The following is a 12,112-nucleotide window of genomic DNA, read 5'->3' on the forward strand; positions in this document are numbered from 1 at the left end:
GAAATCGGTAGACACAAGGGATTTAAAATCCCTCGGCTGTAAGGCTGTGCGGGTTCAAGTCCCGCCCTGGGCACCATATAAAAAAGCGGACCTTAATAAGGTCCGTTTTTTTTTGATCATAAAAAGTAAAAATCAAATTGAATATATTATTTTATTGCTACTTAAATATGATTTTATCAACTCGATGGGTATAAAATAAAAAATCACCTTATCAGGTGTAGCAATAAGGTGATTTATATTTAATGTTTTTTGTATTAGTGTTTGGCAATTAACTCTTTGTATTTAAAGCAATGACTCGATCTCTTAGTGTAATAAAACGAGTCAATACATCGTCTACCGTAAGAAGCCCTACATTATCTTCAGGCGCCTTCAGTACTTCACTGGCAATATGCCATGGACCCCAAAAATCAGCATCACTATTACCAAACATCGCTACTGTCGGCACACCAACACCCACTGAAATATGTAATGCACCACCATCGCTGGTTAGCATCTGATCACATAAAGACATACCAGCCATTAATTCTCTAATATTTTGCGTAGGTACTGGCGTAATAGGGATATCTTTGCACTGTTCAAGGATAAACTGTGCTTTTTCATCATCACCGGGGTGCTGTTTATTGTCGTTGCTTCCTGGCGACCAAAAGAGAAGAATGTGGCATTTTTCACGTTGTGTTAATTGGTGTGCTAACTCGATAAATTTTTCTGCTTGCCAACGTTGTTGTGGTTTACGTGAACTGATTTGTAAGCCGTAAATAGGAACATTTTCAGTTATTTTAATGCGTTGACGAATTGCAGAGATCTCTTCATCTTTGACATACAATTTTAAAGGGCCAGCTTTTTTCTCTATTCCAAGAGGATGGGCTAGTTGACAGAACAACTCAGCGATATGGCCTTTGTTAGACGGCGTTGGAATAGGATCTGTCACTGCTGAAGGCGCGTCATTGCCAATAGCGATAATACGCTTAGCACCTGATAATTTTGCCCATTGTAATGCTCTTTTGGCCCAATGGTCACGAGCAACAATTGCGATATCATAATGCTGACGACGCATATCAAAAATAATTTTCAAGCGACTTAGAATAAGTTTTAGGGATGATTGTCCTGATTTTTTATGATGTAACTTACTGTAAATATGTACATTTCCAACAGAAGGGTTGCCTTCTAGGATGGCTTGATTGTAAGAGTTTACGAGCAGATCTATTTTTGTATTATATTCATGGGCAAGAGAGTCAATTAATGGTGTTGTAAGTATTAAATCACCAATGTTATCTCTTTGTATTATTAATATTTTAGGCATAATTAGATTTATGTATATTCGAATGAGAGAAATTCATTGCTGATGAGTATGACTTCAGCAGTAATCATATTGTATATTTATGATTATAAGCGATTCGATATGTAGAGGCATCTTTATCAGGGAATTAATCTGCTTTTGGGATAGGGATAGGGAATGAGAAGAAGATAAGCTCAAAGGCTGTACTATTGATAATACGATGACTATTTTTTAGATAATCATCGTATTTGTTATATGTCTTAATATAAAATTTATCTTTAGTAACTAAGACTATGTTTATAATGCCATTTACGGGTAATTAAAAACACGCTTCCAAAATATCGAGTACATCTTTAGAGGTTAGCTTTTGATAGCCTCTACCAATAATTGTGGTTGATTGTGCAATCTCAGGAAGCATTTCTCTTGTTGCACCTAAGGCTTCTAATGATGTAATAATGCCACATTCCTTTGTGAAACGTTCTAGTGCATCAATACCTTCAAGTGCAATTTGATCTTGCGTTTTTCCTTCTGCGGAAATTCCCCATACTTGAGTTGCAAATCGTACAAATTTTTCAATACCAAACTTATAGATAAAACGATAATAAGGTAGAGAAATCGCTGCGAGTCCCATTCCATGTGCACAGTCTGTATAAGCCCCTAATTGATGTTCAATCATATGAACTTGCCAATCTTGTGTTTTTGATAATCCTGTGAGGGTATTTAATGCAAGTGTTGCATTCCACATAAGATTACTTCTGGCTTCGTAATCTGTTGGATTTTTTAGTGCGATACGTAAATTATCAATCGAAGATTTTAATAAACTTTCAATTAAATAATCGGTTGTATTTGCACCTTCATCAGAAAAATATTGCTCCATCAAATGCGACATAGTGTCAAAAACACCACTTACCATCTGATACTGAGAAACAGAAAAAGTATATTCTGGGTTTAAAATCGAGAACTTAGGAAATACATTTGCAGGAAATGCACGTCCAATTTTATATTTAGTCTCTTCATGGGTAATAACTGAACCACCATTCATTTCAGAGCCTGTGCCTACCATGGTAAGAATTGATGCGACAGGAACAATTTTATTTGTCACATCTTGGTATTCAACCCAGTATTTTTGGAAAGGATCTTCATTTTCACAATAAGCCGAAATGGAAATGCCTTTCGCACAATCGATAACGGAGCCACCACCGACCGCTAATATCAAACTGACATTGTGTTCGCGAACTAACTGAGCACCTTCCATCATTTTTTTATAAGTTGGGTTTGGCATAACGCCTGATAACTCAACAATGTTTTTACCTGCATGACGGAGTATGGTTATAACCTCATCATAGAGCCCATTTGATTTAATCGCGTTACGGCCATACATCAGCATAACTGTTTCGCCATAATGTGATAATTCATCATTTAATTTAGCAAGAGAATTCTTACCAAAATGAATGGTGGTTGGATTATAGTAAGAGAAATCGAGTTGCATTTTGATATCCTTTTGCCAGATTAAAGACTATCTAATTAAAGCCTAATGTATTTTTTAACTTCAAATAAGATAGAGACAGATTAATTGTTGAGGAAAATGCTATCGCTTTCGCATTTAGAAATGAATGTCTGATCTTCTTAGTCTCTTGCCTATTTTTCCAAAAAACTAAAATGATGATTGTGAATAATATAAATCAGCTTAGAGAAAGAACAAGAGCATTTATAACGGTTAAATATGATCCGTTTCTTTAAGCAACTTAATGTCTGTTGCTGGTGGAGCTCCGAATAATCGACTATATTCACGACTAAATTGAGAAGGGCTTTCATAACCAACTCGGAAAGTGGTTGTCGTTGCACCTAAATTTTCAGTTAACATTAATCGACGGGCTTCACTGAGTCGTAATTTTTTTTGGAATTGAAGCGGAGTCATTGATGTCATTGTTTTAAAATGAGTATAAAAAGCAGATTTGCTCATTCCAGAACATGAAGCCAATTCACTGATATTTAATGGTTTTATATAATTACTTTTTAACCAATCAATCGCTTTAGCTATTTGATGACTATGACTACCTGCTGTGACGATTTGATTCAATCGTTCACCTTGCTCTGTAATAAGTAGACGATAAAAAATCTCACGCTTTATACCTGGAGCAAGAATTTTAATACTATCAGGCTCATCAAGAAGAGTGAGCAAGCGAATAAAGGCATTGACTAAAGGTTCTGATAATTTGCCAACAGCAATTCCTTTTTGAGCATTTAAATCTGAGTTAAATGTTAATTCACTATCAACGATGAGTTGCGATATTTCTTGCAGATCTAACTCCATAACTAGCCCTAAAAAAGGTTTCTCGTTGCTGGCTTTCATAATATTCGCCATAACTGGGAGTTCTATTGAAGAAATTAAAAAATGGTTGGCATCATAAATAAAGCTTTCTTCTCCTAAGATCACTCTCTTTTCACCTTGGGCAATTAAACATATTCCTGATTTGTGAGTATGGCTGGTAATTGGTGTAGGAGAAGTCCAGTGTGTCAGCGTTAATCCCGGAATTTGAGTTTCAAATTGATTAGTATCATGAGTCCATTTTTCAATCTGCATGGCTAGTTTTTGAGTTAATAACGCCATGTTTTCTAATTTATTCATATGGACTCCATACGGGATAAAGCGATTAATATTGTCGTCGTCGCAAAATTATAATGTATGAGATGAATATTAGAAAATTATTTGACGTATATTTAATAAGAAATCTGGAAAGTAAACATCAAAAATAAGATAGGCTGTGCCTAATAAATCACAGCCTTATGAATATATTATTTATTGGTTTTATTTTTTTCTAACCATTTTTGCATTTGTTCTATTTCAGGGCCTTGCGCATCAATAATAGCCTGAGCTAGTTTACGCATTTCAGGATCAGTACCATATTTCAACTCGATCTTAGCCATATCAATAGCGCCTAAATGGTGGGCAATCATGCCATCAGCAAAAGCGACATCTGCATTATCGGTATTCATCCCTTTTGCCATATCGGCATGCATCTTATTCATGGAATCATTGAGTTCTTTTTGCATTGGCGAACTGTTATGAGGTGTATCCATATTCATGTTCATGTGTGTATTGTTTGCCATTGCACCAAAAGAGATAGCACTCATTAAAATAACAGCAGTAGGTAAAATCTTTTTCATAACAGTTTCCTTTAATTTATCGTGTAATTGTTATTACTCTAAAGATTCCCCCTAGGGGAAGGTCAATGTTGTTATTCAAAGTTTAATGTTCTTTACCTTTAATGACGTAATTACAAAATAGCCTTTTTAACCCATTTTATTTCAATTGGTTATATCTCTAAATTCAATTTCATATCTCTTTATACACTCAGAATTTCTTTATAAAAGATAGAAAAGTAATGATAACTATTCCCATTTAATATATTTTATTATAAAGTTGCATTATTAATGCAACTTTAAGGCGAGCTATATGGATAATCAAACTACAACGCAGTCTATGTCTCAAGAGCACTCAAAAGCAGGACATACCTTTTTAGCAAGTTTAGGGAAAACACGTTTAAGACCCGGCGGTGTAGAGGCATCTGATTGGTTGATTAATAACGCACATTTTACATCATCAAGCCATGTTCTTGAGATTGCTTGTAATATGGCGACAACTTCAATTGAAATTGCTAAGGAATATGGTTGCCATATTATTGCTGTCGATATGGATGATAATGCTTTAGCTCATGCACAGAATAATGTTGATAAAGCACAATTATCACATTTGATTCAATTAACCAAAGCCAATGCCTTATCTTTGCCTTTTCCTGATAATACGTTTGATATTGTTATAAATGAAGCAATGTTGACAATGTATGCAGATAAAGCCAAAACAAAGTTAGTAAAAGAGTATTACCGTGTTTTAAAACCCGGTGGTTTATTATTAACTCATGATATTATGAAGAAAAATGATGATGTTAATAGAGATAAATTAATCGATGTAGTGAAATCAAATGTAGCACCAATGTTTAAGCAAGAGTGGCATGATTTATTTATTAATATTGGTTTCTCAGAAGTAAAAATAAAATCTGGCAACATGAGTTTAATGTCACCTATTGGTTTAATTCGTGATGAAGGTTTATTTAGAACAGCTAAGATAATTAAAAATGGATTGGCAAATAAGCAAAATAGGCCACGCTTCTTATCAATGTTTCGTTTTTTTAGAGAAAATCGGCATATTTTAAATTATATTGCGTGTTGCTCTAAAAAATAATTCCATCAAGAAAAGCTTATATATCATTTAATGGCACCTAGGTAAAACTAGGTGCTTGTTTTTCTATTAATAAGAATAAATAGAACTGTATACCTCCGTAATAAAATGTAAAAAATAAAAAGAATCGTAATCCAGATTGAACCTGATTTATTTTAACTATATATATTAAAAATAAGCATTAAAAAATAAATATTAAAACAGATATGATTGATATGTGGAGTTTAATATGAAACAGATACTTATTATTGCAGGAGGGATATTATCGCTGACTATTATGTTGGCTATTCTTGTCGCTATTATCATAGTATCTGTCATTAAAGAAAATACCACTGAGTTTTGGAGTGAAAGCCGTGAATTGATTGAAAATTCGTCATCAACAGTACGTAAAACGCTTTCTACCGTAGAAGCAAAACGCGATACGCTTATGGCTATTTATCAATCTAAAGATAATAATGGAAGTTGTCAGCAGTTAGCTGAAAAGCTAAATGATGTTGAAAAAGCACTTTCTAATGGAAATTTAACGCTATCACGACCAGCAAAAGAACAAATTTCAACTATCAAAAATGCTTTTGATGGTTCGACATCACCTACGAAAAATATTGCTTGCGAGCAAGCAATTCAAGTTATTACTGACTTGAGTCAGTAATCTTAATATCCTTTCTATTTTTATTTATCTTTTATCCAACAGTAAGATTATTTTCGGTTATTAAATTAGTATCTCTTAACTTAATTCAATGAATATGCGATATATTTTTCTTGAAAAGAGTATATTTTTATTCTTTACCATAAAGTAGCAATAGGGCATTTATATCTACAATCTTACTATTAAAAGATTATGTTAACGTTAAAAAGAAGTTGCCAAGGGGATTTAAAATCGCGATACGAATATGCTAAAATTGATAGCTGATTCGCTTTAGCAGTGAGATTTGGTGATAATTTGGTTTATTTTTTGTTTCTAACGAAATGTGTTTTTATTTTTAATACTATTTTTTATTTTCAATCTAATAAATCAAATCAATTTTAGCGCAAGTAAGAAAAGCAAATCAGACAAAAGCTTCTATCAAAAGCATGGCATATATATCAATATAATTTAAGAAAATATCAATCAATTATGAATATCGCAGCATCAAACGTAAATGAAGTTAGCCGACAAACAGCGTGGATCAGGGTAATAATATTATCATTCGCGGCTTTCGTTTTTAATACAACAGAATTTGTTCCTGTTGCATTGTTAAGTGATATTTCTGAAAGCTTTGGTATGCTCCCAGCTCAAACAGGTTTAATGATCACGATATATGCTTGGGTTGTTGCTTTAATGTCTCTGCCTTTAATGATAATGACAAGTAAAGTTGAGCGACGTAAGTTACTTATTATTTTATTTATACTCTTTATTTTAAGTCATATTTTATCTGGTGTGGCATGGGATTTTAAATCACTGATAGCAGGGCGTATTGGTGTCGCTTTTTCTCATGCAGTATTTTGGTCTATTACTGCATCACTAGCTATTAGAGTAGCACCTGCTGGTAAACGCGCTCAGGCATTAGGTTTATTAGCAACAGGAACAGCACTTGCAACAGTATTAGGTTTACCTATTGGTCGTGTTGTTGGACAGTGGTTAGGATGGCGTGCAACATTTATGGGCATTGGGATATTAGCCTTAATTACTATGTTTGCATTAATGCGTTATTTACCTTTATTACCAAGTGAGCATTCAGGATCACTAAAAAGTGTGCCTATGTTATTAAAGCGCGGCCCACTCATGGGGATCTTTCTATTAACGGTTATTGCCGTAACGGCGCATTTTACAGCGTATAGTTATATCGAGCCTTTTGTGGTTGATATTGCAAATCTGGATCAGAATTTTGCTACGTTGGTGTTATTGATTTTTGGTGGAGCCGGTATCATTGGTAGCGTGTTATTTAGTCGTTATAGCACCAAAATGCCAACATCATTCTTATTTTCAGCCTTAATATTGCTTACTATTTGTTTAAGCTTATTAATGATCAGTAGCCAGAATCTAACCGCATTTATTGTGCTGATTATATTTTGGGGTATTGGATTTATGTGTATTGGGCTAGGAATGCAGGTGAAAGTGATTGATTTAGCACCTGATGCAACAGATATCGCTATGTCTATTTATTCTGGTATTTTTAATATCGGTATTGGTGCTGGAGCATTGATTGGTAATCAGGTTATTTTACATGCTGGTATGACAAACATTGGCTATGCAGGAACAATATTAAGTATTATTGCAGCGGTTTGGTGTGGTTTTATCTTTAATCGTTATCGTGTTGCTATGGGCGGGGAACCCCGCCAAAGGAATCAACTTCATCAACACTAAATAAGTATTTCTACGATATAAAGGCACTTATTCAATAGGAAGGGTGCCTTTTTTATTTGTTGTAGATGAATATCCGTAATCTCGCTTGTGATAGAATTCACAAAATTGACTTTGTATAGGATTAAGGCGAAAAAATGAATGGATTAACTTACTTAATGTTGGCAATTATATCTGAAGTCATTGCGACAACAATGCTGAAAGCTTCTGATGGTTTTAGCCGATTATATCCATCTATTGTAGTCGTCATTGGTTACTGTCTTTCTTTTTGGGCACTTTCTCAAGTGGTAAGAGTTATGCCATTAGGTATTGCTTATGCAATATGGAGTGGATTAGGGATAGTTTTAGTCTCTGTTGCAGCAGTATTTCTTTATCAACAAAAACTCGATTTACCTGCCATTGTTGGTATGACTTTAATTATTGCTGGTGTTTTAGTTATAAATCTACTTTCAAAAAGTGCTTCACACTAATAGGAATAACTGGAATAAATTAGGGTGTCTTTGATGCAAAAGAAATTTAAAACAGCTTGTTATCTTATTATGTTGACTAGCTTTGCTTTTATTGCAGGATGCAGTAATTCAGCGCAGACACAATATTCATCTACACAAATGGTTAGTAAAAGTCGAACGATACCGACAACCAGCCTTGATATTCCCTTAGAAGAATCAGCCAAGGCAACCTGTGTCTTTTCAGGTGGTGTGCCTTCTTTAAACTATGAATTGCATGGCGGTCAGACGCCAGTGTGTCAATTTGCTAATGGTAAGCGTTGTAGTGAACAAGCTTTAATTGAAGGGGCTTGCATTCCAGGTTAAAGCTTATTTGGGGTTGAATGCTGAGTCACCATTTCTCTATTATAAAAATAGCCTTTAGTTTATCGCTAAAGGCTATTTTCTTTTTTATTCTTTTGTCTTAAAAGAACTTGTTATTTGGCTCATTAATACTAATAAACCTACAACAAAATAAGCAGAGAAAATAATAAGCATCCATTGTGGCATTTCTAAAGTTAAGAATTGCCATTGGCTGACAGAGCAATCACCGGTTGCTTGGAATACAGAAGGGAACCAATCTTGCAGGGCAAACCAAGAAGGTAAAGTGACAAAGAAATCACAGGTTGCAAAAGGTGATGGATTCAGAATAAGTTGTGTATGCTCCCAAGCTAGTTCAATTCCTCGGTATGCAGAATAAATCCATAAGAAACTACCCGCCATACGCATAAGAGCCATTTTAGGTGCAGATGCCCCAATCAATGCAGCAACTAAGATCCCTAATACTGCGATACGTTGATAGACGCACATTACGCAAGGCATTAATTCCATTCCGTACTGAAAATACAATGCAGCACCTTCAAGACCTATTGCTGTTAATGCAAGCAACAGCCATGAAAAACGGCTTTGTGACCAGTGACGAAGAGAAGTCAGCATAATAATATCCATTTAAATATTAAATAAAATAAGTGCCTATTCTGCCCAAAAATCAAGCGCAAAAAAAGTTAAAACCTGTTATTTCACAAATATTTACATTCAAGCTTATTTTAATGAAAAAAATAGGACTTTTATCAAATAAAAGTCCTATTTATGTGGTGTAACTGTGGATCTATTGTTATGGAATAGCAACTAAACCAATTTCATAAAACCAGTGTGTTGCAGGAACAAGCCAAAATTCAACAGCCAGTAAACCAAGCCATGTCATTACAATTGTATATGGCAGTGCCATTATCACCATACGGCCATATGATAAACGGATAAGTGGTGATAATGCTGATGTTAATAAGAACAGGAATGCGGCTTGACCATTTGGCGTCGCAACAGAAGGTAAGTTTGTACCTGTATTAATAGCAACACCAATATGTTCATATTGTGATTGGCTAATTAATCCATTTTGCAATGCTGTTAAAGCTTCACTGATATAAACCGTACCCACAAACACGTTATCTGAAATAGCAGATAGTAGACCATTAAAGAGGTAAAAAAGAGACAGTTGTGAGGATTCTGAAGCTTGAAGAACAAACTGAATAATAGGGCCAAATAATTGTTGATCAATAATAACAGCAACAATAGAGAAGAAAACAGTCAATAACGCAGTGAAAGGTAAGGCTTCTTCAAATGCTTTACCAAGAGCGTGTTCTTCTGTGATCCCACAAAATGCAGTGGCAAGAATAATAACAGATAAACCGATAATACCGACTTCTGCTAAATGGAGCGCTAAAGCAACAATCAACCAAATACCAATTAATGCTTGGATCATCAGTTGTGCTTTTTCTTGAGAAGTGCGTTTTTCACTGTTTTTCTTATCGTATTCAGTGAGAACTTTACGAACTAAATCAGGTAATTCAGCACCATAACCAAAGAGCTTAAAGCGTTCTACAAGGTAGCACACTGCAAGGCCAGCAAAGAAAACAGGAATAGTGACAGGTGACATTCTGATAAAGAAGGTCACAAAATCCCACTCTAAATGTTTTGCAATAATAAGGTTTTGTGGTTCACCAACCATGGTCATTACGCCACCTAATGCAGTACCAACACCCGCATGCATCATTAAGCTACGTAAAAAAGCACGGAATTGTTCTAAAGTTTGTTTTTTTTCTGCGGTATCAATAAATCCATCATTATTTAATTCTGCACCTGATTGGTTAGAAGCGAAATTATGATAAATAGAATAGAAACCGAGAGAGACACTGATTACAACCGCGATAACGGTTAAAGCATCTAAAAAGGCAGATAAAAATGCACTTGCGAAGCAAAAGGCAATAGACAACATTCGTTTAGAGCGAATGGATAACAGCAGTTTAGTAAAAGCAAACAGTAATAATTGCTTCATAAAATAGATACCTGCAACCATAAAGACAAGAAGCAAAATCACTTCAAGGTTGTTGGCAATTTCATGACCAATCTGTTTTGGGCTAGTCATACCAATGATGACGGCCTCAATAGCAAGTAATCCTCCGGGTTGTAACGGGTAACACTTTAGCGCCATAGCCAGTGTAAAAATAAATTCTACAACTAATAGCCAACCGGCGACAAAAGGGTCAACAAAGAAAAAAATCAGTGGGTTGATAATTAAAAAAGTAAGAATAGCAAGCTTATACCAATCTGGGGAATTCCCCATAAAGTTCTTTAGTAGTGCTTGTCTTATACTCATATCCATTAGGTTTCTCATCCTCCAAATAGAGATTTTAAGCGCAATGATGCGCAATTTAACCATAGTACGCGCTAATCGCTGTGAAATTAAGCGCCTCAGTAATAATAAATTGATAAAGCTACATCAAGTTTTATGATGCCATTCACTATTTAATGATGGTTGAGCTATATCAAAATTACGCATTCTGATATTATCTTTTCCATTATTAGCAGAAAAATCGCTTCGGAAGAAATAAAAATATGGTTATTAAGGCTCAAAGCCCCGCAGGTTTTGCGGAAGAGTATATTGTTGAAAGCATCTGGAATAATCGTTTTCCTCCTGGATCTATTCTTCCAGCGGAACGTGAGCTCTCTGAATTAATCGGTGTTACAAGAACCACATTAAGAGAAGTGTTACAACGCCTTGCTCGTGATGGTTGGTTAACAATTCAACACGGAAAGCCAACGAAGGTAAACAATTTCTGGGAAACATCAGGCCTTAATATCCTTGAAACAGTCGCTCGTCTCGATCATGATCGAGTACCACAGTTAATAGATAACTTATTGGCCGTCAGAACCAATATCTCAGCTATTTTTATACGTACAGCATTTAGAAATAGCCCTGAAAAATGTATTGAAATTTTAAACCATGAGCTTACTACTGAAAATAGCGCTGATGAGTTTAGTGAACTGGATTACAACATTTTCCGTGGATTGGCGTTTGCATCAGGTAACCCAATTTATGGTCTTATCTTAAACGGCTTAAAAGGGCTTTATACGCGCGTAGGTCGTTATTATTTCTCAAATATTCAAGCCAAAGAACTCGCATTAGCATTCTATAAAAAACTGGCTGCATTATGTGAGCAAAAAGATGTCGAGCATGTCATGGAATGTGTCCGTCAATATGGTAAAGACAGTGGTGTTATCTGGCAAAGTTTACAGTCACCATTACCAAGTGACCTAGAAGAAGTAAAACGCTAATTACGTTTGCTGCTTTATCACAATAGAAAAACCAGTATGCATATAATTTGTGATACTGGTTTTTTTATGCTTTTTAAAAAGCCAATGTGTCATTTTTTAGGCAATGCTTTAAATAGGTTATTTTTAGTAAAAAGAGTAACCAAAGTGAGTTAATTTAG

General features: G+C 34.9%; 12 protein-coding genes. 6 read left to right on the forward strand and 6 right to left on the reverse strand.

Annotated elements, in window-relative coordinates; all coding sequences use genetic code 11:
• Positions 1–268: 268 nt before the first annotated feature.
• From ABN212_RS07635 to copM, 4 genes are all read right to left on the reverse strand, one after another.
• Complete coding sequence (locus ABN212_RS07635) at positions 269–1,300, reverse strand: glycosyltransferase family 9 protein (RefSeq protein WP_198619910.1); 1,032 nt, start codon at positions 1,298–1,300, stop codon at positions 269–271.
• Positions 1,301–1,595: 295 nt separating this feature from the next.
• On the reverse strand, positions 1,596–2,765 hold the full coding sequence (locus ABN212_RS07640; protein WP_198619911.1) for an iron-containing alcohol dehydrogenase: 1,170 nt from the start codon (positions 2,763–2,765) through the stop codon (positions 1,596–1,598).
• A gap of 228 nt (positions 2,766–2,993) precedes the next feature.
• Entirely contained in the window at positions 2,994–3,905 is a 912-nt protein-coding gene (locus ABN212_RS07645; protein ID WP_198619912.1) for an AraC family transcriptional regulator, read from the reverse strand.
• Between the two features lie 167 nt (positions 3,906–4,072).
• The gene (copM, locus tag ABN212_RS07650; RefSeq protein WP_109373579.1) at positions 4,073–4,444 is read right to left on the reverse strand and encodes a CopM family metallochaperone; all 372 of its coding nucleotides are present in this window, start codon (positions 4,442–4,444) and stop codon (positions 4,073–4,075) included.
• A 289-nt stretch (positions 4,445–4,733) separates the two neighbouring features.
• Here copM and ABN212_RS07655 point away from each other — a divergent pair, with 289 nt between their 5' ends.
• From ABN212_RS07655 to ABN212_RS07675, 5 genes are all read left to right on the forward strand, one after another.
• Positions 4,734–5,519 (forward strand): class I SAM-dependent methyltransferase, encoded by a 786-nt coding sequence (locus ABN212_RS07655; protein WP_349443079.1) that lies wholly within the window; start codon positions 4,734–4,736, stop codon positions 5,517–5,519.
• Between the two features lie 226 nt (positions 5,520–5,745).
• The gene (locus ABN212_RS07660) at positions 5,746–6,165 is read left to right on the forward strand and encodes a hypothetical protein (RefSeq protein WP_198619913.1); all 420 of its coding nucleotides are present in this window, start codon (positions 5,746–5,748) and stop codon (positions 6,163–6,165) included.
• 465 nt (positions 6,166–6,630) lie between these two features.
• Positions 6,631–7,860, forward strand: coding sequence for a sugar transporter (locus tag ABN212_RS07665; protein ID WP_349443080.1), 1,230 nt, complete (start codon positions 6,631–6,633; stop codon positions 7,858–7,860).
• A gap of 134 nt (positions 7,861–7,994) precedes the next feature.
• A complete protein-coding gene (locus ABN212_RS07670) occupies positions 7,995–8,327 on the forward strand; it encodes an SMR family transporter (RefSeq protein WP_023581949.1) in 333 nt (110 codons plus the stop codon).
• Positions 8,328–8,360: 33 nt separating this feature from the next.
• Positions 8,361–8,669 (forward strand): putative hemolysin, encoded by a 309-nt coding sequence (locus ABN212_RS07675; RefSeq protein ID WP_198619915.1) that lies wholly within the window; start codon positions 8,361–8,363, stop codon positions 8,667–8,669.
• An 84-nt stretch (positions 8,670–8,753) separates the two neighbouring features.
• Here the strand turns inward: ABN212_RS07675 and dsbB are convergent, their stop codons facing one another.
• Positions 8,754–9,278: a disulfide bond formation protein DsbB gene (gene dsbB, locus ABN212_RS07680; protein WP_109373574.1), complete on the reverse strand. Its 525-nt coding sequence runs from the start codon at positions 9,276–9,278 to the stop codon at positions 8,754–8,756.
• A 178-nt stretch (positions 9,279–9,456) separates the two neighbouring features.
• Entirely contained in the window at positions 9,457–11,001 is a 1,545-nt protein-coding gene (gene nhaB, locus ABN212_RS07685) for a sodium/proton antiporter NhaB (RefSeq protein ID WP_349443081.1), read from the reverse strand.
• 233 nt (positions 11,002–11,234) lie between these two features.
• Here nhaB and fadR point away from each other — a divergent pair, with 233 nt between their 5' ends.
• Positions 11,235–11,954, forward strand: a complete 720-nt coding sequence (gene fadR, locus ABN212_RS07690; RefSeq protein WP_109373572.1) for a fatty acid metabolism transcriptional regulator FadR — start codon at positions 11,235–11,237, stop codon at positions 11,952–11,954.
• Positions 11,955–12,112: the final 158 nt, after the last annotated feature.

Source organism: Proteus genomosp. 6, from assembly GCF_040139785.1.
Taxonomy (GTDB): domain Bacteria; phylum Pseudomonadota; class Gammaproteobacteria; order Enterobacterales; family Enterobacteriaceae; genus Proteus.

Coding starts and splice junctions, on each gene's coding strand:
- ABN212_RS07635 (WP_198619910.1), bottom strand. CDS start 1,300: ATGCCTAAAATATTAATAATACAAAGAGATAACATTGGTGATTTAATA.
- ABN212_RS07640 (WP_198619911.1), bottom strand. CDS start 2,765: ATGCAACTCGATTTCTCTTACTATAATCCAACCACCATTCATTTTGGT.
- ABN212_RS07645 (WP_198619912.1), bottom strand. CDS start 3,905: ATGAATAAATTAGAAAACATGGCGTTATTAACTCAAAAACTAGCCATG.
- copM (WP_109373579.1), bottom strand. CDS start 4,444: ATGAAAAAGATTTTACCTACTGCTGTTATTTTAATGAGTGCTATCTCT.
- ABN212_RS07655 (WP_349443079.1), top strand. CDS start 4,734: ATGGATAATCAAACTACAACGCAGTCTATGTCTCAAGAGCACTCAAAA.
- ABN212_RS07660 (WP_198619913.1), top strand. CDS start 5,746: ATGAAACAGATACTTATTATTGCAGGAGGGATATTATCGCTGACTATT.
- ABN212_RS07665 (WP_349443080.1), top strand. CDS start 6,631: ATGAATATCGCAGCATCAAACGTAAATGAAGTTAGCCGACAAACAGCG.
- ABN212_RS07670 (WP_023581949.1), top strand. CDS start 7,995: ATGAATGGATTAACTTACTTAATGTTGGCAATTATATCTGAAGTCATT.
- ABN212_RS07675 (WP_198619915.1), top strand. CDS start 8,361: ATGCAAAAGAAATTTAAAACAGCTTGTTATCTTATTATGTTGACTAGC.
- dsbB (WP_109373574.1), bottom strand. CDS start 9,278: ATGCTGACTTCTCTTCGTCACTGGTCACAAAGCCGTTTTTCATGGCTG.
- nhaB (WP_349443081.1), bottom strand. CDS start 11,001: ATGGATATGAGTATAAGACAAGCACTACTAAAGAACTTTATGGGGAAT.
- fadR (WP_109373572.1), top strand. CDS start 11,235: ATGGTTATTAAGGCTCAAAGCCCCGCAGGTTTTGCGGAAGAGTATATT.